Source organism: Halomonas tibetensis, assembly GCF_042643535.1.
Classification (GTDB): domain Bacteria; phylum Pseudomonadota; class Gammaproteobacteria; order Pseudomonadales; family Halomonadaceae; genus Halomonas; species Halomonas tibetensis.
In genome coordinates, this window is sequence record NZ_JBHRSQ010000014.1 from 170,877 (window position 1) to 192,060 (window position 21,184).

The window sequence follows — 21,184 nt, forward strand, 5'->3', positions numbered from 1 at the left end:
CCGCACCGTGAACCGGCGGCGTTCGTGGCGGGCCCCGGGCAGCGTATAGTAGTCCCCGCTAATCACCGGCACGGACGTCCTCATGCTCAAGCGGTTGCTTCCCTTTCTGATTCTCGCCCTCGGCATTGCCGGTTTTTTGGCCCTGCGCCTGACCCGGCCCGAGGCGCCGCCGGCCGTGCCCCAGGAGCGCAGCTGGCTCGTTGAGGCGTTGACGGTGACGCGTGCCGAGCATGTGCCGGTGCTGCCGCTGTTCGGCGAGCTGGTGGCGCCGGAGCGGGTCAGCCTGGTGGCATCCGTTGCCGCCCGGGTGGCCGAGCGGCCGGTAAGTGATGGCCAGCGCGTGAGCGAGGGTACGCTGCTGGTGGCCCTGGACGATGCCGATCTGCTGCCGCCACTGCGCCAGGCCGAGGCAGAGGTGGCCGACCTCGAGGCCCAGGTGGCGAACGAGCGCTTACGCCATGACAACGACCGGCGTGCTCTGGAGCGTGAGCAAGAACTCCTGGCCAGTGCCAACCGCCAGTTGGAGCGCAACCGTTCGCTAGTGGAGCGCAACCTGACCTCCCAGGCCGACCTCGATACCGCTCGCGATGCTGTCGCCCGGGCTCGGCTCAGCGTAACCACTCGCGAAAGCGCGGTGGCAGAACACCCTTCCCGCCTGGCCAGCCTGGAGGCGCGCTTGGCCCGCGCCAGGGCAACGCTGGAGATGGCGCAGCGCGATCGGGAACGCGGACGGGTGCTGGCACCCTTCGATGGAGTGGTGAGCAACGTGCAGGTGGCGCCGGGGGACCAGGTGGCGGCTCGGGCGCCGCTGCTCTCGCTCTATCCGGCTCAGGGGCTTGAGCTGCGCGCGCGCGTGCCGCATCGCTACCAGGCCGAGTTGGCGTCGAGCCTTGAACGCGGCGAGATTCTTGCTGCAACCGCCGAGGAGGGCGGCCAACGCTTCGTACTGTCTCGCCTGGCGGGCGACAGTGACCCTGCCGGTACCGAGGCGATACTCACGCTCGACGGCCCGGCCGGCGGGATGCGCCCGGGGGTGCTGGCGGCGGTGCTGCTCGAGCGACCGTCGGTAGCGGACACCCTGGCGGTGCCCTTCTCTGCCCTGCACGGCAGCAACCTGCTCTACCGCATCGATGACGACTCGCGGCTAGAGCGTCGGCGGGTGGAGCGCCTGGGTGAGACCCTGAGTCCAGAAGGCGAGCGCTGGCTGCTGGTTCGCGCCGCTGGGCCGGTCGAGGGGCTGGCCCCGGGGGATAGGGTGATCGCCACCCATCTGCCCAACGCGATGCAGGGGCTTCGCGTCGAGGTCGTCGAGGAACAGGCCGAAACGCTAACCGAAAACCTGGCCGAGGAGGCTGGCCAGTGAGTCGTCGCGGCGGGCTGATCGGCTTCTTTGTCCATCACAAGGTAGCCGCCAACCTGGTGATGCTGGTCATGCTGCTGGGCGGCGCGCTGGGTATCGCGCGCATGAATATCCAGTTCTTCCCGAGCTTCGCCCTGGACGTGGTCAGCGTGCGGGTGGTGTGGAGCGGTGCCTCCGCCGAGGATATCGAGCAGGGCATCACCAACCCCCTTGAACAGCGCCTGCGCAGCCTAGATGGGCTCAAGCGCATGACCTCCACCTCGGCCCAGGGCATCGCCAACATTACCCTAGAGTTCCAGGAGGGCAGCGACCCGGTGCTGGCGCTGGATGATGTGCGCCAGCAGGTGGACAGCTTCACCAACCTGCCGGCGGACGCCGAGACCCCGGAGGTATCGCGCCTAGCCCGCTATGAGCCGGTGGCGCGGCTGCTGGTGCATGGCGATCTGGCCCCTTCCGAACTGCGCCAGCTGGCGCAGCGCTTCGAAGACGAGCTGCTGTTTGCTGGCATCGACCGGGTGGAGATCAGCGGCCTGCCGGCGCAGCAGATCAGCATCGAAGTGCCCGCGGAGCGATTGCAGGGGCTGGGAATGTCGCTGGGTGAGATCGCCGGCCGGGTCCAGGAGATGTCCCGGGACCTGCCGGCAGGGCTGCTGGGCCAGCGTGACAGCGCCCGAGAGCTGCGTTCGCTGCAGCAGCGTCGCGACGCCTTGGGTTTCGAGGATCTGCCGATCCTGAGCGGCGATCGGGTGCAGCTGCGTCTGGGCGACATTGCTACCGTGCGCCAGGAGCCTCGCGAAGGTCAGGTGGAACTTGCCTACCGCGGGCGACCGGCCGCGGAGCTGGTGCTGCAGCGCGCCGAGGCGGGCAACTCCCTGGCCGCCGCTCGGGTGCTGGAGGGCTGGCTCGGCGAGGTGCGCCCGACCCTGCCGCCCAGCGTCGAGCTTGAGGTCTTCGATGAGTCCTGGCAGTTGATTGACGATCGCATCTCGTTGCTGCTGGTCAACGGCGCGGGCGGCCTGCTGCTGGTGGTGATCCTGCTCTATTTCTTCCTGCCGGCGCGCGTAGCGCTGTGGGTGGCGATCGGCATTCCTACCGCCTTCATGGCGGCCCTGGGGGTGTTCTGGGGCATCGGTGGCTCCATCAACATGATGTCGCTCTTCGCGCTGATCATGGCGCTGGGGGTGATTGTCGACGACGCCATCGTGGTGGGGGAGGACGCAGATGCCCACCACCGCATGGGTGAGGCGCCTCGCAATGCCTCGGCGGGGGCCGCACGACGCATGCTGTGGCCGGTGGTGGCCTCCTCGCTGACCACGGTGGCGGCCTTCATGCCGCTGCTGATGGTGGGCGGGGTGATCGGCAATATCCTCGGCGATATCCCGGTGATCATGATCTGCGTGCTGATCGCCTCCCTGCTGGAGTGCTTCGTGGTGCTGCCCGCTCACCTGCGCAACGCCTTCGTGCCCGGCAAGGAGACGGCGCGCCGCCCGCGCGGCATTGCCAGGCTGAGGGAGGGCTTCGAGGCGCGTTTCGACGCCTTCCGTCACGGCCCCTTCCGGCGCTTCTCGGCGCTGACCCTGCGCCACCGCGGTGCCACGGTGGCCGGCGCCCTGGCGGTCACTCTGGTCACCGCGGGGCTGCTGGCCGGTGGTCGGCTCGGTTTCAACTTCTTTCCGTCCCCGGAGTCCAGCGTGGTCTATGCCAACGTCAGCTTCGTGGCCGGCACCGACCGGGCGCGGGTGGCTGAATTCGTCGACCATCTTCAGGTGACACTGGAGGAGACCGACAGCGCCCTGGGCGGTGGCCTGGTGAGGTTGGCAGTGTCTCGCTACGGCACCACCCAGGAGGGTGGCTCCCCCGGGCGCAGCGCAGACGAGGTAGGTTCGCTGATGATCGAACTGATCTCTCCGGATCACCGTGAGGTGCGCAACACCGCCTTTATTCGTGCCTGGCGCGAGCGCATTCGCGAGCCTGCCGGGCTGGATGCGTTGAACATCAACGAGCGTGCCGCGGGCCCGCCGGGGCGCGACGTCAACGTGCGTCTGATCGGCGAAGATGCTCTCGAGTTACGCCTGGCCGCCGATACCCTGGCCCAGGCCATGGCGGGCCTGTCCGGCGTACTCGACACCGAGGACGACATGCCCTGGGGTCGCGAGCAGCTGATCTATCGGGTCAACGCCTTCGGTGAGGCGCTGGGCCTGACCACCGCGGACCTGGGCCGCCAGCTGCGCACCGCCTTCGACGGCCAGGTGGTGCAGATTCACCAGTCGGGTGCCGACGAGATCGAGGTGCGCGTGCAGCTCCCCCGGGAACAGCGCGAGCGTCTCGCCACGCTCTCCGGGCTGGCGGTGAGCCTGCCGGACGGTCGCCAGGTGCCGCTGAGCCAGGTGATGAGCCTCGACCACCGCCAGGGCTTCGAGGCGCTGCGCCACGCCGACGGCCAGCTGGCGGTGGAGGTGACCGCGGAACTCGACGCCGCGGTCACCTCGGCGGAGCAGGTGCTGGAGAGTCTCTCGGCGGAGCTGCTGCCGGCCCTGGCGCGTGACCACCACCTGCACTACAGCTTCGAGGGGCGCGCCGCCGACCAGCGCGAGACCCTGGCCGACATGCGCATGGGCCTGCTGGTGGGGGTCGCATTGATGTACGGGGTGCTGACCTGGGTGTTCGCTTCCTGGAGCCTGCCGCTGATCGTCATGGCGATCATCCCCTTCTCGCTGGTGGGCGCGCTGCTGGGCCACTGGGCGCTGGGTATCGACCTGACCATTCTCTCGCTGTTCGGCTTGTTCGGCCTCTCCGGCATCGTGGTCAACAACGCGATCATCCTGGTGAGCTTCTATCGCGAGCAGCGCGATCGAGGACTGACCGTCGACGAGGCGCTCAACGAGGCGGTGGTGCAGCGGGTGAGGGCGGTGCTGCTGACCTCGCTGACCACCATCGGCGGCCTTCTGCCGCTGCTCTTCGAGACCTCGCTGCAGGCACAGTTCCTGATCCCTATGGCCACTTCCATTGCCTTTGGCCTGGGCGGTTCGACCCTGCTGGTGCTGCTGGTCACGCCGGCACTGCTCTCCTGGTTGGAGCACGGCCGCGAGCGACTGGCGCGGCGCAGGGCTGTGGTATCGGCGAACGCAGAGGACTAGGCTGGAACGGCATCAGAGGTGACTGAACCGCGCAGGGGAGGGAGAAGATGGACGTACGCGACTATCGCGCCCACGACGGACTGGGTCTCGCGATGCTGATCCGCTCGGGTCAGGTGAGCGCCGACGAGGTGTTCGACGCCTCCTGTGTGGCCATCGAGGCGCATAATCCTGCGCTGGGGGCGGTGGTGCGCACCCGGTTCGAGCAGGCCCGCGAGGAGGGGCGCCGCGTCGATCCGGCTGCCCCTTTCGCCGGTGTGCCTACCCTGACCAAGGACCTGCTGATGGCCATCGGCGACGAACCGCTGGCCTTCGGCAGCGCCGCCCTGGCGGAGTGGCGCTCTCCCGAGGATTCCAGCCTGGTGCGGCGGCTGCGCGAGGCAGGCCTCTCGATCCTCGGCCAGACCGCCACCCCGGAGCTGGGGCTGATGGGTATCACAGAGCCCCGCGCTTTTCCCCATCCGGTGAACCCCTGGGCGCCCGATCACTCCCCGGGTGGCTCCAGCGGGGGTTCCGCGGCCGCGGTGGCGGGAGGGTTGGTGCCCCTGGCCATGGCCGGCGACGGCGGCGGCTCGATCCGTATCCCGGCGAGCCACTGCGGGTTGTTCGGCCTCAAGCCCTCCCGCGGACGGGTGCCGCTGGGCCCCATGTTCGGTGAGGTGTGGCAGGGGGCGGTGGTGGAGCACGCCCTGACCCGTAGCGTGCGTGACAGCGCCGCTCTCCTCGACGCCATCAACGGCATGGACGAGGGCAGCCCCTGGCCGCTGCCCAGGGAAGACGGCTTTCTGGGCGCGCTATCTCATCCGCGGGAAGGTCTGCGGGTGGCGGTGTCGCTGGGAAGCCCCTTGAGCGCCACCCTGGGCACCCGCCTCGACCCCGAGGTGCGCCTGGCGGTGGAGCAGGCCGCCAGGCGCCTCGACGGGCTGGGGCACCACGTGGAGTGGGCCGATCCGCCGGTTGATGGCGCGGCGCTCGCCGATAGCTACCTCACCCTCTACCTGGGCCATCTGGCGGCGGACCTCATTTGGGTCAGCGAGCAGACCGATGTGCCGGTGTCGAAACTCGATATCGAGCCCGCCACCCGTGCCATCGGCCGCCTGGGCCGTTGCCTTCCGGCCGCGGACTACGAGACCGCCAAACGCTACTGGAACCGGGTGGCCCGCGACATGGCCGCCTTCCACCGTTGTTTCGACGTGCTGCTGATGCCGGTGGCCGCGACCCCCGCGCCGCGCCGCGGCGAACTCTACCCGACGCCCGCCCGGGAGCGACTGATGGCGCTGCTGGCGATTCCAGGCGCCTCACATCTGGCATTGAAGGCTGGCATGCTCAAGCGCCTGGCCGCCGATTCCCTGCGCATGACGCCTTTCACCCAGCTGGCCAACCTGACCGGCCAGCCGGCCATGTCGCTGCCTCTGCATGTCACCCCTGAGGGTCTGCCCGTGGGCGTGCAGGTACTCGGCCCCATGGGCGACGAGCGAGGCCTGCTGGCGCTGGCCGCCCAGCTCGAGGCCGAGGTGGACTGGGGCCGCCACCTGCCGCGGCCGCCAAGCCGTTAAGTTCAGGTAGAATCTCCCCCGACTTCTCCGAATGGTGTCTCATGCCCAAGCCCCCCGATACCGCGATACCTTCACCGCACTTCGCTTCGCCGCCCTCTGTTTCTCCCCTGTCCGCCGCGGGCGACCGCCACTTTGATGGCATGGCAGAGAAGTTTGCCGAGAGCCTCTATGGGGGCGCGCGCGGCGAGCTGCGCCTGGCGCTGCTCGACCGCCTGCTGCCGGAGATGCTTGCGCTGCATGGCCAACCGCTGCTCGACGTGGGCGGCGGTCTCGGTCAGCTGGCCAGCTGGTTTGCGGGACGTGGCCACGCCGTGACCCTGGTCGAGCCCTCCGGCGAGATGCTGTCGCGGGCCCGGGCGTCCCTCGAGGGGAGCGAGATTGCCTTCCTTCAGGCGCCGCTGCAGTCGCTACCCGACGCCGCCCCCGGCCCCTGGGCGCTGATCGCCTGCCACGCGGTGCTGGAGTGGCTGGCCGATCCTCGCGCCGCTCTGGCGACCCTGGCGGGACAGTTGGCGCCGGGTGGTCAGCTCTCGCTGATGGTCTTCAATCGCGATGCGCTGCGCTTTTCCAACGTGGTGAAGGGCAACCTGGAGAAGGCCCTGGCCGACCGGCTGGCAGGCAAGGGCCAGCGTCGGCGCTTGACGCCTATCTCGCCGCTCACTCATGCCCAGGTGGTGGAGTGGAGCGCCGAGCTGGGCCTGGAGGTTCGCGCCGTAGCGGGGGTGCGGATCTTCCACGACTACCTGCGCCGGCCCCCCGAGAGCGATGCCGACCGTGAGACGCTGCTTGAGCTCGAGTGGTGCTACTGCCGTTTCGATCCCCACTGGCGCCTGGGTCGCTACCTGCTCTACACCCTGGTACGCCCCGATGACTCCGCCCCATCGGCCGAGGAGCACGGGACATGAACGCCGAGACGATCCGCTCCTCGTCCCCCCGCGCCGAGACCCCGGCCTGCCAGCTGCTGGAACGTCAGGACCTCGACTACCGAGGGTGGTGGTGGGTAGCGCCGCCTCGTGACCCCTGGCTGGAGGCGGGGCAGGGCACAGCGATCAGCGCCGATCTCGGGGTGCGCGCCGCCTGGCAGGCCGCTGGCCGCCTTGCGATTTCGCCCTTCGAGGCGATGCCCGGGGGTAACGAGGGCATGATGCCCCCCGGTGCGGTGCTGTTCTGGCCCAAGAGCCACGCCCTGGGAGAGTGGTGGCTGCTGTGGCTATGCGCCACTTTGCCCGAGGGCACGCCGCTGCAGCTGGTGGGGGAAAACCAGGGCGGCATCAAACGGGTGCTCAAGGTGCTGGCCGCGCTCGGGCTGGGCTGTCGCAAGCGAGACAGCGCGCGGCGCTGTTCGCTGTTCGAGACGCGTCTTGGGCGGGTGGCGATCGCCCCCGATGCCGCCTGGACCGTCTTCGAGGCCGCGCTGGGAGAGAAAAAGTCGGGAGAGAAAAGGCCGGAAGAAGAACGCCTGACGCTTTCTAGCCACCCCGGGGTGTTTGGCCATGGCAAGCTCGATGCCGGCACGCTTCTGCTGCTGGAGACGCTGCCCGGCGCGCTGCCGACAGGGGAGGGCGACGTTCTGGGAGACGTTCTGGGCGATGTTCTGGGCGATGTTCTGGACATGGGCTGCGGCGACGGCATCCTGGCCGCCTGGCTGGCGCGTCGGGGGGCGCGGGTCACGGCGGTGGATGTCAACGCCTTCGCGGTGGAAGCCTCTCGCCGCACGCTTGCCGCCAACGGCTTGGCGGGCGAGGCGCTGGAAAGCGATGTCTACTCGGCCCTGGATGGCCGGACCTTCGACGCCATCGTCAGCAATCCGCCCTTCCATCAGGAGCGCGCCGTCGACTATGGTCCGGCGGCACGGCTGATCCTCGAAGCTCCGGCGCATCTTAAGCCGGGCGGACAGCTGATCATCGTGGCTAACGTCTTCCTGCCCTATCCGGACCTGCTGGAGCGGGCCTTCGGCGGCTTCGAGATACTGGCCGACGATCGCCGCTTCCGAGTCTACCGGGCGGTCAGGGGCTGATCAGGCGACGCGCTCGTGGTGCTGCGTCATGTCGCCACGGCCGGCAAGTAGGCCGTCAACGGCGATGTCCTCATCGAGCTCATCCCAGTGCAGGCCCTTGCCGGAATAGCTGATGCGGCACTGGTCCCTTTCTGCCGGGCTGGCGTGCAGGAGCCGCGGAAACCACGCCAGCGGGATTCCGAGCGTCCTGCCGTCATCCAGCTCGACCCACATGGTGTAGTCGTCAAAGCTGACGGTCTTGGCGGAAATGCTCATTCCAGGCCCTCTCGATCTCGTCATGATGTGCTTCCACCAGCTGCATGAGCTGTGAAAGCTGCTTTCGATTGTAGCCAGCGCTGGTCGCGATAGCGACCTGAGGTTCGAGCCATATTTTGGCTTCTCCGTCTCCGCTCTCTGCATGAATATGCATGGGCTCCAGCGGATTGCCCTCATTAGAATAGAAGAAGAATCTGATGCCCTTGTACCGAAAGACGACCGGCATGACATGGCTCCTATGCCTGAGGGTCGCGGTAGGCGATCTCGGTAATCACGTAGGTGGTCTCGCCGCCGGGAGCGGCTACCGTTGCCTCGTCATCCAGCGCCTTGCCGAGTAGGGCTTTCGCCAGCGGCGAATCGACGCTGATCCAGCGGTTGGCGGGTTCGATCTCGTCGTGGCCGACGATGCGGATCGCCATCTCCTCGCCCTCTTCGTCCTCCAGGGTGACGAAGGCACCGAAATAGACCTTGCCGGTGTCCGCCGGCAGGCGGTCCACGACCGAGAGCTCGTCGAGCCGCTTGGTCAGGTAGCGGATCCGGGCGATGACTCGGTTGAGCTCCTTCTTGTTGTAGGTGTAGTCGGCGTTTTCGCTGCGGTCGCCCAGCGCGGCCGCTTCGCCCACCTTGGCGGAAAGCGCGGGGCGCTTGACCCTCGCGAGGTGGTCGAGGATGCAGCGCAGCCGCTCGGCTCCTTCGGCGGTGATCAGGTCGCTCTTGGGCGCCTGGCGCGGATCCGTGGCCGGATCGCGCCAGCGGGTCATGTTGCGGCCCTTCATAGGCTCTCATCCTCGAATGGCTGTGGACCGCAACATACGCCATGAGGATGCCGCGGCCAAGCTCGGTACCGGCCGGGTTGGCATCCGCGCGCTCGGTCATGATAATGATCCTCTTTTCACAAGCGGAGCCCGCCATGAGTGATTCGCCTGACGTCCCGGACCTCTTTGCGGCGGCGCCCTTCACCGCCGTGGACGTGGACCTGCTGGAAAGGCGCTGCCTGCATCAGGGCTTTTTCCGCCTGGAGGCGCTACAGCTTCGTCATCGTCTGTTCAAAGGCGGCTGGAGTAGCACCATGACGCGCGAAGTGCATCATCGCCACGATGCTGTGGGGGTGTTGCTCTATGACGCGCAGCGCGATGCCGTGGTGCTGGTGGAGCAGTTTCGCGCCGGCGCACTGAACGACCCCGTCTCTCCCTGGAAGCTCGAGGTAGTGGCGGGGCTGGTGGAGCGGGGCGAGTCTCCCGCCGAGGTGGCCCGTCGGGAATCTCTCGAGGAGGCCAATGCGCTCGTTGGCGAGTTGATCGAGCTTCACGCCTATTATCCGAGTCCGGGGGCCTGTGACGAGCGGGTCACCCTGTTCTGCGGCCTGGTGGACAGCGAGGGACTGGGTGGCGTGCACGGCCTCGACGAGGAGCACGAGGATATTCGCGTGCATGTGCTACCGTTTGGCAGGGCCTGGGAACTCCTTCAGGCCGGACGACTCGACAATGCCATGTGCCTGATCGCCTTCCACTGGCTGGCGGTCGAGCGGGCTTCATTGCGAGCGAGGAGATAGTTTGCGGAGAAACGCTGATGGGAGAAATGGTGTGCGGAAAGACGGTGTGCAGAGAAGTGCCTATGTGACCGACCTCAGGGGTCTGCAGGGGGAGTGCAGCATCAACTTTCTGCGATTGGTGCGCCTGCTGGGCGACCTGGAGGTCGGCGAGACCCGCGAGATCGAGCTGGCAAGCGACGGTCGCTGGCTGGGCGTGCTCAGCCTCGAGCTGCTGGAGAGAGCGCCCTATACCAGCATCGTGCGGGTGACCCAGCGCGGCGTGCTCGACTCGATGATCGAGATCCCGCGCATGCGCGTGCATCTTTATCACGACGTGCGCATGGCCGAGGTCACCGACTTCCAGCGCCAGCGCCACTTCCACGGCCGCTATCGCTATCCCAACTCGCGCATGCACCAGCCCGATGAGAAGCTTCAGCTCAACCGCTTTCTCGGGGAGTGGCTGGAGCACGGCCTGGCCCATGGCCACTCTCTGGACCTGCCAGAATTTCCTTGAATCAGCTTTCTTGAATCAGCTTCCTTGAATCCGTGCCCTGAACCCGCCGCACTGACCGGCGCCCAACGAGAGCTCTTTCGATGATGCGACTGGTACAGATCAGCGATTGCCACCTCCACGCCGACCCCGCGGCACGTGCCCGGGCGGGCTTTCCGCTGCGCCAGCTCGAGGCGGTGGTGGAGGCGGTCAACCGCGAGCGCCCCGACATGGTGCTGGTCACCGGCGACATCAGCAACGACGAGACCGCCGCCTCCTACCAGCTGGCACAGCGCACCCTGGGTCGCCTCGCGGCGCCCTGGTGCTGGCTGGCCGGTAATCACGATGATCCGGCGCTGATGGCCGAGACCCGTGAGCTCCTCGACGAGCTCGACATCGGGGCCTGGCGGATCCTGATGCTGAATACCCACGTCAGCGGAGAGGCCCACGGTGAGCTGGGCCCCGAGCGCCTTGCCGACCTGGCCGCGCGTCTGGAAGAGGACGATCGGTCGACCCTGATCGCCATGCACCATCCGCCGCTGCTGGTGGGGTCAGCGTGGATCGATGCCCTTGGGCTCAAGGATCGCGAGGCCTTCTGGCAGACTGTCTCGGCCTCTGGCCAGGTGCGTGCCATCCTCTGCGGCCATATCCACCAGGCCTTTACCGGCCGCGGGCGCCTGGCAAAGGGAGAGGTCGCCGTATTGGGTTGCCCTTCGACCACCGACCAGTTCCTGGCCCATGCCGAGACCTTCGCCATCGATGAGGCTTCACGCCCCGGCTATCGGGTGCTCGACCTGGGTGATGATGATTTCACGACCTGGGTAGAGCGCGTCGATCTGTGACGATGGGACAAATTCGTTTTAGAGTATAAAAAGATCGCCATTAATTCTTTTGAGTCATAACAGTCCGGCGTTACCCTCGAGGTCATGATTTCCATGCCCACCGTCACGCGAGGTACCCGGGCCATGACCACGCTTCACGCCGCGACCGCTCCGTCGCTCGCCCAGTCGAGCAGCGCCCCCCCGGCGCTGTCGCCCCAGCGGCTGACCCACCTGCAGCAGCTCGAGGCGGAGTCGATCCACATCCTTCGCGAGGTGGCGGCCGAGTTCCGCAACCCGGTGATGCTCTACTCCATCGGCAAGGACTCCGCGGTGATGCTGCACCTGGCGCGCAAGGCCTTCTATCCCGGGCCGCCGCCCTTCCCGCTGCTCCACGTGGACACCACCTGGAAGTTCCGCGAGATGATCGCCTTTCGCGACCGCATGGCGGCCGAGGTGGGCATGGAACTGCTGGTGCATACCAATGAGGAGGGGCGCGCCGCCGGCATCAACCCCTTCGACCACGGCTCCAGCGGCTATACCGACGTGATGAAGACGGCAGCCCTCAAGCAGGCCCTGGACAAGTACGGCTTCGACGCCGCCTTTGGCGGGGCACGCCGGGACGAGGAGGCGAGCCGCGCCAAGGAGCGTGTCTTCTCTTTCCGTGACAAGTTCCACCGCTGGGATCCCAAGAATCAGCGCCCGGAGCTGTGGAACCTCTACAACGCCAGAATCAACAAGGGCGAGTCGATCCGCGCCTTCCCGCTCTCCAACTGGACCGAGCTGGATATCTGGCAGTATATCTATCTGGAGTCCATTGCCATCGTGCCCCTCTACTTCAGCGCCCCGCGCCCGGTGGTCGAGCGAGACGGCATGCTAATAATGGTCGACGACGAGCGCCTGCCGCTGGCCGAGGGCGAAGTGCCCGAGGAGAAGTGGGTGCGTTTCCGCACCCTGGGCTGCTACCCGCTCACCGGGGCGGTGGAATCCACGGCCGCCACCCTGCCGGAGATCATCCAGGAGATGCTGCTCACCCGCACCTCTGAGCGCAGCGGCCGCGCCATCGATCACGACCAGGCCGGCTCCATGGAGAAGAAGAAGCGCGAGGGCTATTTCTGATGACACACCAATCGACCCTGATCGCCGACAACATCGAGCAGTATCTGCACGAGCATGAGAACAAGGATCTGCTTCGCTTCATTACCTGCGGCAGCGTGGATGACGGCAAGTCGACCTTGATCGGCCGGCTCCTGCACGACTCCAAGATGATCTTCGACGACCAGCTCGCCGCGCTGACCAGAGACTCGCGGAAAGTGGGCACCACCGGCGAGGAGGTCGATCTCGCCCTGCTGGTGGACGGTCTGCAGTCGGAGCGTGAGCAGGGCATCACCATCGATGTGGCCTACCGCTTCTTCTCCACCGACAGGCGCAAGTTCATCATCGCCGACACGCCGGGGCATGAGCAGTACACCCGCAATATGGCCACCGGGGCATCGACCGCGAGCCTGGCGATTATCCTGATCGACGCCCGCTACGGCGTGCAGACCCAGACTCGCCGGCACAGCTTCATCGCCGACCTGCTGGGCATCCAGCACCTGGTGGTGGCGGTGAACAAGATGGACCTGGTGGACTACGCCGAGACTCGTTTCGACGAGATCGTCACCGAGTACCAGGAGATTGCCGGACAGCTCCAGGCCCGGGACATTCGCTTCGTGCCGCTTTCGGCGCTAAAGGGCGACAACGTGGTCAACAAGAGCGAGTCGCTCGCCTGGTATACGGTCGATGGGCAACCCGGCCCGACGCTGCTGGAACTGCTCGAGAGCGTCGAAATCAGCCGTGACCGCAACCTGACCGACCTGCGCCTGCCGGTGCAGTACGTCAATCGTCCCCACCTGGACTTCCGCGGCTATGCGGGCACCCTGGAGGCGGGCGTGCTGCGCCCCGGCCAGGCGATCAAGGTGCTGCCTTCCGGCAGGCGCTCCACCGTCGAGCGAATCGTCACCTGGGACGGCGATCTTGAAGCGGCCTGGCCGGGCCAGGCGATTACCGTGACGCTGGCCGACGAGATCGACATCTCCCGGGGCGACTGGATCGTCGCGGCGGACGCCGAGCTGGTCAGTTCCCACGCCTTCGAGGCGGATATCGTATGGATGCATGAGCAGCCGCTTGAGCCGGGCCGACAGGTCGATATCCGCCTGGCCGGTCGCTCGGTGGCGGGGCAGGTCGAGGCGATCCTCCACCAGGTGGACGTCAACACTCTGGTGCGACACACGGCTGAGCGTCTCGAGCTCAACGCCATCGCCCGCTGCCGGGTGGGGCTGACCGCCGAGGTGCCGCTGGATGACTACACGACCAGCCCGGGCACCGGCAGCTTTATCATCATCGACCGGCTGACCAACGTTACCGTGGGGGCGGGCATGATCCGCGCCGTGGTCGAGGGGGAGTCGGCGAGCCCCGGTGACGTGGACTGGGCCGGCTTCGAACTCGAGCTCAATGCCCTGGTGCGCCGATACTTCCCCCACTGGGAGGCGAAGGATATTCGCAAACTGCTTTAGGTCTCGAGGAAACCCGCTCTGGTAGGCTGTGTCCAATGCCTCACAGCCGACCCGGAGCCAAGCCTCGATGATTGTTCTTGCCATTGCCCTGCTGCTGGCCATTTTTTTGCTGCCCAACCTCTGGGCCCGGTGGGTAATCAAACGCCACTCACGCGGTCGCGACGACTACCCGGGTACCGGCGCGGAGCTGGCCGACCACCTGCTGCGGCGTCTTGGCATCGAAGGGGTCAAGGTGGAGCCCACCGAGCAAGGCGACCACTACGACCCCGAGGCGCGCCGGGTGAGGCTCTCGCCGGAGGTCTACGGCGGGCGCTCGCTGACGGCGGTCACGGTGGCGGCCCACGAGGTGGGGCACGCCATACAGCACCATCAGGGCTATGCGCCGCTGCTGGCACGATCAAGGCTGGTGGGCGTGGCCCAGAAGGCCGAGAAGCTCGGGGCGGTGCTGATGATGGCCGCACCCCTGCTGTTCCTGCTCACTCGATTGCCGGGCGGGCTCGCCATCGTGGTGGTCGCCGCGGTGATCAGCTTCGGCACCGCGGCGCTGGTGCACCTGGTGACCCTGCCGGTGGAGTTCGACGCCAGCTTCCAGCGTGCGCTGCCGCTGCTCAAGGACTACATCCCCCCCTACGACATGCCCGGTGCCCGCCACGTGCTCACCGCCTGCGCCTTCACCTACGTGGCAGCCTCCCTGGCCAGCATGCTCAATCTGGGGCGCTGGCTGGTGATTCTGCGACGTTGACATCTTGGACGGCCTGATGTAATAACTATGTTATTACTTTCTAGACTCCTGGCGGCAAGAGGAATGATATGCGTACTCATCTTAGAAAGATCGGGAACTCGAAAGGTGTTCTGATTCCGGCGGCCATGCTGACTGATCTCGGTATTACCGACGAGGTTGATATCCATCTGGAGGGTCAGCGGTTGGTGGTGGAGCCGGTCAAACAGCCACGTCAGCGCTGGTTCGACGGCTATGACGCTAGCCGTGATGAGGCCGTGTGGGAAGAGCTTATAGAAGTGGATGAGGAAGAGTGGCAGTGGTAGGCCGCGCGATAGGTCGTGGTGAAGTCTATTGGGTCAACCTCGACCCCACGGTGGGCACAGAGATCCGCAAGACCCGCCCTGCGCTGGTGATTTCCCCGGATGATTTGAATGCTGCGCTACCCCGAATCATTGTGGCGCCGGTTACGAGTAAAGGGCAGCCTCTCGGTTGCCGTCCCACGCTGATCTTTCAGAATAAACCTGCGCGGATACTTCTGGATCAGATTCGCTGCATCGACAAGCGCCGGGTGCTGGGCAAGATGGGGGATATCCAAACTTCGATCTGGCATGCCACCCTGCTTGAGATGTTTGAGTAGCTTTGCCTATCTTGGCCGGTTGGCAATGACCACCGCGCGGCGCGGGGCGGGATAGCCCTCTCGAGTCCGGGTCGGGTCTTCGGGGTCGAGAAAGTCGGCCAGCGACTGATAGGTCATCCACTCGGTGGCACGCTGCTCGTCAGTGGTTGTCGCCGCTTCGTCCACCACCCTCACATCGGTAAAGCCGCAGCGCGCAAGCCAGTGGCAGAGCGCCGCGGAGGAGGGCAGGAAGTAGACGTTGGGCATGGCGGCATACCGCTCTCCCGGCAGCAGCACCCTGGTGGCGTCGCCCTCCACCACCAGGGTCTCCAGCACCAGCTCGCCGCCGGGGCGCAGGGCGGCCCTGAGCTGCAGCAGGTGCTCCAGCGGGGAGGGGCGATGGTAGAGCACCCCCATGGAGAACACCGTATCGAAGACACCGAGATCCTCGGGGACTTCTTCGATGCCTACCGGCAGGAAGTGGGTTCGGCCTTGGTCGGCGTCGCCCACGAAGTGGCGCACCGCGCGGAACTGCCAGAAGAAGCGCGGTGAGGGGTCGATCACCAGTACGAAGGCGGCGCCCGCCCCGGCCATGCGCCAGCCGTGATAGCCGCTGCCGCCGCCCACGTCGAGAATCTTCCTGCCGGCAAGACTCGCCAGATGCGGCGCAACCCGCTGCCACTTCCAGTCCGAGCGCCACTCGGTGTTGATGGCAATGCCGCCGAGCGAGAAAGGCCCCTTGCGCCAGGGGGCGAGCTTGTGCAGCAGATTCTCGGCCTGGCGGCGCTGGCTGTCGGTGAGCGCGACCTCGACGCTGACCGTGTCGGCGTCCAGGCTCACCCGCCGAGCATCGGGCAGTGCCGGCAGCTTGGCCACCGCCTTCTCCCAGGCGGGCAGGTCGCCAAAGCGCTGGCGGTCGAGCCCGCGGGCGAGCTGCTCGGGGAGCCGGGCCAGCCAGGTGTCGAGGCCCTGGTCGAGGAAAGCGCGGTAGAGGTCGCGGTGGTCGGCGGGAATCGGCATGCTCAATCCTCCCGGGGCGCCGAGGGGTCGGCGTCCTTGAAAGCTTCGTCCTTGAAGGCCACCAGGGAGGCGAAGTTGAGGAGCTGGAACCAGGTGTGGGCGCGGGAGAAGCCGCTCCGGCCCAGGCGGGCGTGGTGCTCTGCCAGGGTGTCCGGTACCAGCACGTTCTCGAGCGCCGTGCGCTTCTGACTGATTTCCATGTCGCTATAGCCGTTGGCACGCTTGAAGTCGTGATAGCGCTCTACCAGCCAGGCGTTCTCCTCCTCGTCCTCGGCGCGGATCTTCTCGGAGAGCACCAGCACGCCGCCGGGTTCCAGCGCGGCGAAGAGACGCCCCATCACCGCTTCCCGATCCGCCGGCGGCAGGAACTGCAGGGTGAAGTTGAGTACGATCATGCCGGCCGGTTCATAGTCCAGGGTGCGGATGTCGCCCTCCATGACCTGGATGGCATGGTCGGGGCATTCGGTGTCAAGCGTCTCCCGGGCTCGGGTCACCATGGCCGGGGAGAGGTCGACGCCGACGTAGCGGAAGGCCTCCGGCGGAAGTTGGCCGGCCAGTGACAGGCCGCCGGCCCCCAGCGAGCAGCCCAGGTCGTAGACCCGTGCCCCGTGGCGCAGGTGTCGGCGGGCGATCAGTCCCAGCATGCCCAGTATCTGCCCGTAGCCCGGCACCGAGCGGCGAATCATATCGGGAAAACAGGCAACTACCTGCTCATCGAAGGAGAAACGCGCCACTCGGTCCAGGGGTGTCGAAAAGATCGCGTCACGGTAAGATGCATCACTCATGATCAGGCCAAAAATGCGGGAACGGCCGCCATTCTACGCGCGCCGCCATGACCCTGCACCCGCCGGGCTTCAAGGAGGATAGGATGATCGATCAGAGCGACGCCTGGCATGCGCTCGAGGCCCATGTCAAGGCAACGGGCCGCCGCCACCTGTGTGAACTGTTTGCCGAGGAGCCGGATCGTCAGGTGTGCTTTACCCGGCACGCCGCCGGCCTGACCGTGGATCTCTCCAAGCAGCGCTGGTCTGCCGAGACCCTGGCGCACTTGCTGGCGCTGGCCGAGCAGGCGGACGTCCCCGGGGCGATCCGGCGGCTGCTGGGCGGTGAGCGGGTCAACGTCAGCGAGGATCGCCCGGCGCTGCACACGGCTCTGCGCTTGCCAGAGGGCGCCTCGCTGGTGGTCGAGGGCGAGGATGTGGTGCCCGGTGTGCATCGCACCCTCGAGCGTATGGAGGCCATGGTTGAGCGCTTCCACACCGGGCAGTGGCGCGGCGCCACCGGCCGGGCCATCCGCCACGTGGTCAACCTGGGCGTGGGTGGCTCGGACCTCGGTCCGCTCATGGTGACCCACGCCCTGGCCGACTATCGGCTGCGCGACGTGCACCGCGTAGAGGTGCATTTTGCCTCCACCATGGACGGCTCCCAGCTGGCCGACTGCCTGGCACGCCTCGACCCCGAGGCCACGCTCTTCGTGCTGTCGTCGAAGTCCTTTACCACCATCGATACGCTCTCCAATGCGCGCACCGCCCGGGACTGGCTGATGGCGCGACTGGCCGGTGAAGAGGGCGTCGACGCCGAGCTGGTGATGCGCCAGCACTTCATCGGCGTCTCGGCCAGCCCCGATAAGATGGCCGAATGGGGCATTGCGCCCGCCCACCAGCTCGAGTTCTGGGAGTGGGTCGGGGGTCGCTTCTCGCTGTGGGGAGGCATCGGCCTGCCCATCGCCCTGGTAATCGGCATGCAGCGCTTCCGCGAACTGCTGGCCGGGGCCCACGCCCTGGACGAGCATTTCCGCACCGCTGCGCTGGCCGATAACCTGCCGGTGCTGCTGGCCCTGGCAGGTATCTGGAACGTCAACTTTCTGGACATTCGTGCCCACTCCATTCTGCCCTACGACGGTCGCCTGGAGTATTTTGCCGCCTACCTCGAGCAGCTCGAGATGGAGTCCAACGGCAAGTCGGTGACGGCCCAGGGACGCGAGGTGGGCTACTCTACCTGCCCGGTGCTCTGGGGGCAGCTCGGACCCAACGCCCAGCACGCCTTCTATCAGCTGCTCCACCAGGGCACTCAGTCGGTGGAGTGCGACTTTATTGCGCCTCTCAGGCGTTACGATGAGGTCGATAACGAGGCGACTCGCCAGCATCTCAAGGGGCAGCATCGGTTGACCCTGGCCAACTGCTTCGCCCAGTCGCGGCTGCTGGCGCTGGGCGATGATGCTATCGATGAGCCGGGAGAGCGCCCCGGGCACAAGCGCTATCGCGGTAACCAGCCGTCTACCACCCTGCTGCTGGACGAGTTGACGCCCTATACCCTGGGTGCACTGATTGCTCTTTACGAGAACAAGGTGTTCGTCCAGGCAACGCTCTGGGGCATCAACCCTTTCGACCAGTGGGGGGTGGAGCTGGGCAAGCAGATCGCCGGTGAGACCCAGCGGATTCTCGAAAGCCACGAGGGTCTGGAGACCATGGATGGCTCTACCCGGGCGCTGATCGAAGCGGCCTGGGCGGCCGAAGCGAACGGCAAGGCCTCCTTATGATACTGGCTGTTCGTACAGCAGTTGCGCTATGCTGAGCCCCCTTTACCGGATGAAGCCAGCCAGCGGGGTGCTCTACCTGCACGGCTTCAACAGCGGCGCCGATTCGCCCAAGGCGGTATGGGTACGCGAGGCCTGTTCCCATCTGGACTTGGCCTGCGCCACGCCCCAGCTGCCTCATCGCCCGGCCGACGCATTGGCGCTGGCCGAGTCGCGGCTCGCTGAGCTTGGCCCCGAGCCGCTGCTGGCGGGTAGCTCCATGGGGGGCTTTCTGGCCACCTGTCTGGCCGAGCGCCACGGCCTGCGCGCCGCTCTGATCAATCCCGCGGTGGCCCCGGCCCGGCTAGTGGCCGACTGGGTCGACGAGGTCTTCGTCAACGCCACCACCGGCGAGCGCTTTACGGTGGGGGAGAAGCACCTGGCCGAGTTGGCGGCACTGACGCCGGCGAAGGTCACCGCCCCCGAGCGTTACCTGGTGCTGCTGGGCACCGCCGACGAGGTGCTGGACCCGGCGGATGCCTTCGCCCTCTACCGCGGTGCCCGCACCCTGCTGCACCCGGGAGCCGACCACGGCTTTGCCGCCTTGGCCGGGCACTTGACGGCCCTGCTGGCCCATGGCGGCCATGCCCTGCCGCCGGCATGGCGGCCCCGACCACATGCGGCCCTGACCACATAAGGAACCGGACGACTTATGACGCAATACAGTGCCAGCTCGATCGAGGTGCTTTCCGGCCTCGAGCCGGTGCGCAAGCGCCCGGGCATGTATACCGACACCAGCCGCCCCAACCACCTGATCCAGGAGGTGGTCGACAACAGCGTCGACGAGGCGCTGGCCGGCCATGCCAGCCAGGTGAGCGTGCGGCTGTTCGAGGATGGCGGCATCGAGGTCGCCGACGACGGTCGCGGTATGCCCATCGATATCCACCCGGAGCACGGCGTCTCCGGGGTGGAACTCATCCTGACCCGGCTGCATGCCGGCGGCAAGTTCTCCAATGCCAGCTACAAGTTCTCCGGGGGCCTGCATGGCGTTGGCGTCTCGGTGGTCAACGCGCTCTCTAAGCGCCTCGAGGTGGAGGTCCTGCGCGACGGCAATCGCTACGCCGTCGCCTTTGAGCACGGTGAGCCGGTCTCACAGCTGTCGGTGATTGGCAGTGTGGGCAAGCGCAATACCGGCACCGTCCTTCGCTTCTGGCCCGAGACCAGCTACTTCGACAGCCCACGCCTGGCGGTAGGCCGGCTGAAGCATCTGCTGCGCGCCAAGGCAGTACTCTGCCCCGGGCTCAAGGTGAGTCTGGTGGACACCGACGGAACCGAGAGCGAGTGGCAGTACGAGGATGGCCTGCGCGACTACCTGGCCCAGGCCACCGATGGCTTTGATGTGCTGCCTCAGTCGCCCTTCATCGGCCACTTTGCCGATGACGAGCACGGCGTGGATTGGGCGATCCAGTGGCTGCCCGAGGGCGGCGAGCCCCTGCTGGAGAGCTACGTCAACCTGATTCCCACACCCCAGGGCGGCACCCACGTCAACGGCCTGCGTGCCGGCCTGCTCGAGGCGCTGCGCGAGTTCTGCGAGTACCGAAGCCTCCTGCCGCGGGGGGTGAAGCTCACCGCCGAGGACCTCTGGGAGCGGGTCTCCTACGTGCTCTCGGTGAAGATGCTCGACCCCCAGTTCGCCGGCCAGACCAAGGAACGCCTCTCCTCGCGCACCGTGGCGGGCTTCGTCTCCGGGGTGGTCAAGGACGCCTTCTCGCTGTGGCTCAACCACCACGTGGACCAGGCCGAGGCGCTGGCGGAGCTGGTGATCAACGCCGCCCAGCGTCGCCAGAAGAGTGCCAAGAAGGTGGCGCGCAAGAAGGTCACCTCGGGCCCGGCGCTGCCCGGCAAGCTGGCCGACTGTTCCGGTCAGGATCCGGCCCTGAGCGAGCTGTTCCTGGTGGAGGGCGACTCCGCCGGCGGCAGTGCCAAGCAGGCCCGCAACCGCGAGAGCCAGGCGATCCTGCCGCTGCGCGGCAAGATACTGAACACCTGGGAGGTGGAGTCCCACGATATCTACGGCTCCCAGGAGGTCCACGATATTGCCGTCGCCGTGGGCATGGATCCGGTCAGCGACGACCTCACCAAGCTTCGCTATCACAAGATCTGCATCCTAGCCGATGCCGACTCCGACGGCCTGCACATCGCCACCCTGCTTTGCGCGCTCTTCATGCGTCACTTTCCGGCGCTGGTGGATGCCGGCCACGTCTACGTGGCCATGCCGCCGCTCTACCGCATCGACCTGGGGAAGGAGGTGCACTATGCCCTGGACGAGAGCGAGAAGGCGGCGATCCTGCGCAAGCTGGAGGGCAAACGTGGCACCGTGAACGTGCAGCGCTTCAAGGGCCTGGGCGAAATGAGCCCGCTGCAGCTGCGCGAGACCACCATGGCGGTGGACACTCGCCGCCTGGTGCAGCTGACCCGTGAAGTGGGCGACGGCACCATGGAGATGATGGACATGTTGCTGGCCAAGAAGCGTGCCCCCGACCGCAAGAGCTGGCTGGAAGACTACGGCAACCTCGCTGACATAGAGGTCTGATCC

General features: G+C 66.8%; 21 protein-coding genes. 16 read left to right on the forward strand and 5 right to left on the reverse strand.

Annotated elements, in window-relative coordinates; translation table 11 throughout:
- The first annotated feature begins 82 nt into the window (after positions 1–82).
- Genes ACFODV_RS11380 through ACFODV_RS11400 form a run of 5 tightly spaced genes read left to right on the forward strand, consistent with a single transcriptional unit; the run spans position 83 to position 8,067 of the window.
- Complete coding sequence (locus tag ACFODV_RS11380) at positions 83–1,363, forward strand: efflux RND transporter periplasmic adaptor subunit (RefSeq protein ID WP_379759275.1); 1,281 nt, start codon at positions 83–85, stop codon at positions 1,361–1,363.
- The gene (locus ACFODV_RS11385; RefSeq protein ID WP_379759278.1) at positions 1,360–4,497 is read left to right on the forward strand and encodes an efflux RND transporter permease subunit; all 3,138 of its coding nucleotides are present in this window, start codon (positions 1,360–1,362) and stop codon (positions 4,495–4,497) included. The genes ACFODV_RS11380 and ACFODV_RS11385 overlap by 4 nt, the downstream gene beginning before the upstream one ends.
- A 47-nt stretch (positions 4,498–4,544) precedes the next feature.
- Positions 4,545–6,050: an amidase gene (locus ACFODV_RS11390; protein ID WP_379759281.1), complete on the forward strand. Its 1,506-nt coding sequence runs from the start codon at positions 4,545–4,547 to the stop codon at positions 6,048–6,050.
- Between the two features lie 41 nt (positions 6,051–6,091).
- Positions 6,092–6,955, forward strand: coding sequence for a methyltransferase domain-containing protein (locus ACFODV_RS11395; RefSeq protein ID WP_379759284.1), 864 nt, complete (start codon positions 6,092–6,094; stop codon positions 6,953–6,955).
- Positions 6,952–8,067 carry a methyltransferase gene (locus ACFODV_RS11400; protein ID WP_379759287.1) on the forward strand — a complete coding sequence of 372 codons (1,116 nt, stop codon included), beginning with the start codon at positions 6,952–6,954 and terminating at the stop codon, positions 8,065–8,067. Before ACFODV_RS11395 ends, ACFODV_RS11400 begins: the two co-directional genes overlap by 4 nt.
- On the opposite strand, the gene ACFODV_RS11405 is transcribed toward ACFODV_RS11400, so the two are convergent.
- The 3 genes from ACFODV_RS11405 to greB are packed head-to-tail and all read right to left on the reverse strand — an operon-like array spanning position 8,068 to position 9,098.
- Complete coding sequence (locus ACFODV_RS11405) at positions 8,068–8,322, reverse strand: DUF2442 domain-containing protein (protein WP_379759290.1); 255 nt, start codon at positions 8,320–8,322, stop codon at positions 8,068–8,070.
- Positions 8,291–8,548 carry a DUF4160 domain-containing protein gene (locus ACFODV_RS11410; protein ID WP_379759293.1) on the reverse strand — a complete coding sequence of 86 codons (258 nt, stop codon included), beginning with the start codon at positions 8,546–8,548 and terminating at the stop codon, positions 8,291–8,293. Before ACFODV_RS11410 ends, ACFODV_RS11405 begins: the two co-directional genes overlap by 32 nt.
- A 10-nt stretch (positions 8,549–8,558) precedes the next feature.
- Positions 8,559–9,098, reverse strand: a complete 540-nt coding sequence (gene greB, locus ACFODV_RS11415; protein WP_379759296.1) for a transcription elongation factor GreB — start codon at positions 9,096–9,098, stop codon at positions 8,559–8,561.
- Positions 9,099–9,232: 134 nt separating this feature from the next.
- Here greB and ACFODV_RS11420 point away from each other — a divergent pair, with 134 nt between their 5' ends.
- The 8 genes from ACFODV_RS11420 (at position 9,233) to ACFODV_RS11455 (ending at position 15,074) form a co-directional block, all read left to right on the forward strand.
- Positions 9,233–9,874, forward strand: coding sequence for an NUDIX domain-containing protein (locus ACFODV_RS11420; protein ID WP_379759299.1), 642 nt, complete (start codon positions 9,233–9,235; stop codon positions 9,872–9,874).
- A gap of 46 nt (positions 9,875–9,920) precedes the next feature.
- Positions 9,921–10,367, forward strand: coding sequence for a DUF1249 domain-containing protein (locus tag ACFODV_RS11425; RefSeq protein WP_379759302.1), 447 nt, complete (start codon positions 9,921–9,923; stop codon positions 10,365–10,367).
- A gap of 83 nt (positions 10,368–10,450) precedes the next feature.
- On the forward strand, positions 10,451–11,185 hold the full coding sequence (locus tag ACFODV_RS11430; RefSeq protein WP_379759544.1) for a phosphodiesterase: 735 nt from the start codon (positions 10,451–10,453) through the stop codon (positions 11,183–11,185).
- Positions 11,186–11,308: 123 nt separating this feature from the next.
- Positions 11,309–12,280 (forward strand): sulfate adenylyltransferase subunit CysD, encoded by a 972-nt coding sequence (cysD, locus tag ACFODV_RS11435; RefSeq protein ID WP_379759305.1) that lies wholly within the window; start codon positions 11,309–11,311, stop codon positions 12,278–12,280.
- On the forward strand, positions 12,280–13,716 hold the full coding sequence (cysN, locus tag ACFODV_RS11440) for a sulfate adenylyltransferase subunit CysN (protein WP_379759308.1): 1,437 nt from the start codon (positions 12,280–12,282) through the stop codon (positions 13,714–13,716). Before cysD ends, cysN begins: the two co-directional genes overlap by 1 nt.
- A gap of 67 nt (positions 13,717–13,783) precedes the next feature.
- A complete protein-coding gene (locus tag ACFODV_RS11445) occupies positions 13,784–14,458 on the forward strand; it encodes a zinc metallopeptidase (RefSeq protein ID WP_379759311.1) in 675 nt (224 codons plus the stop codon).
- A 68-nt stretch (positions 14,459–14,526) separates the two neighbouring features.
- Positions 14,527–14,760: an AbrB/MazE/SpoVT family DNA-binding domain-containing protein gene (locus ACFODV_RS11450; RefSeq protein ID WP_379759314.1), complete on the forward strand. Its 234-nt coding sequence runs from the start codon at positions 14,527–14,529 to the stop codon at positions 14,758–14,760.
- A complete protein-coding gene (locus ACFODV_RS11455) occupies positions 14,748–15,074 on the forward strand; it encodes a type II toxin-antitoxin system PemK/MazF family toxin (RefSeq protein ID WP_379759317.1) in 327 nt (108 codons plus the stop codon). The genes ACFODV_RS11450 and ACFODV_RS11455 overlap by 13 nt, the downstream gene beginning before the upstream one ends.
- A 6-nt stretch (positions 15,075–15,080) precedes the next feature.
- Here ACFODV_RS11455 and cmoB read toward each other — a convergent pair whose 3' ends face one another.
- Together cmoB and cmoA are read right to left on the reverse strand one after the other, a co-directional pair.
- Positions 15,081–16,073 (reverse strand): tRNA 5-methoxyuridine(34)/uridine 5-oxyacetic acid(34) synthase CmoB, encoded by a 993-nt coding sequence (gene cmoB / locus ACFODV_RS11460; protein ID WP_379759321.1) that lies wholly within the window; start codon positions 16,071–16,073, stop codon positions 15,081–15,083.
- A 2-nt stretch (positions 16,074–16,075) separates the two neighbouring features.
- Positions 16,076–16,858: a carboxy-S-adenosyl-L-methionine synthase CmoA gene (gene cmoA / locus ACFODV_RS11465; protein WP_379759325.1), complete on the reverse strand. Its 783-nt coding sequence runs from the start codon at positions 16,856–16,858 to the stop codon at positions 16,076–16,078.
- 83 nt (positions 16,859–16,941) lie between these two features.
- Between cmoA and pgi the strand changes: the two genes are divergently transcribed.
- The 3 genes from pgi to parE are packed head-to-tail and all read left to right on the forward strand — an operon-like array spanning position 16,942 to position 21,181.
- Positions 16,942–18,612: a glucose-6-phosphate isomerase gene (gene pgi / locus ACFODV_RS11470; protein WP_379759328.1), complete on the forward strand. Its 1,671-nt coding sequence runs from the start codon at positions 16,942–16,944 to the stop codon at positions 18,610–18,612.
- Between the two features lie 28 nt (positions 18,613–18,640).
- The gene (locus ACFODV_RS11475) at positions 18,641–19,285 is read left to right on the forward strand and encodes a YqiA/YcfP family alpha/beta fold hydrolase (RefSeq protein WP_379759331.1); all 645 of its coding nucleotides are present in this window, start codon (positions 18,641–18,643) and stop codon (positions 19,283–19,285) included.
- Between the two features lie 15 nt (positions 19,286–19,300).
- Positions 19,301–21,181 carry a DNA topoisomerase IV subunit B gene (parE, locus tag ACFODV_RS11480; protein ID WP_379759334.1) on the forward strand — a complete coding sequence of 627 codons (1,881 nt, stop codon included), beginning with the start codon at positions 19,301–19,303 and terminating at the stop codon, positions 21,179–21,181.
- Positions 21,182–21,184 lie beyond the last annotated feature (3 nt).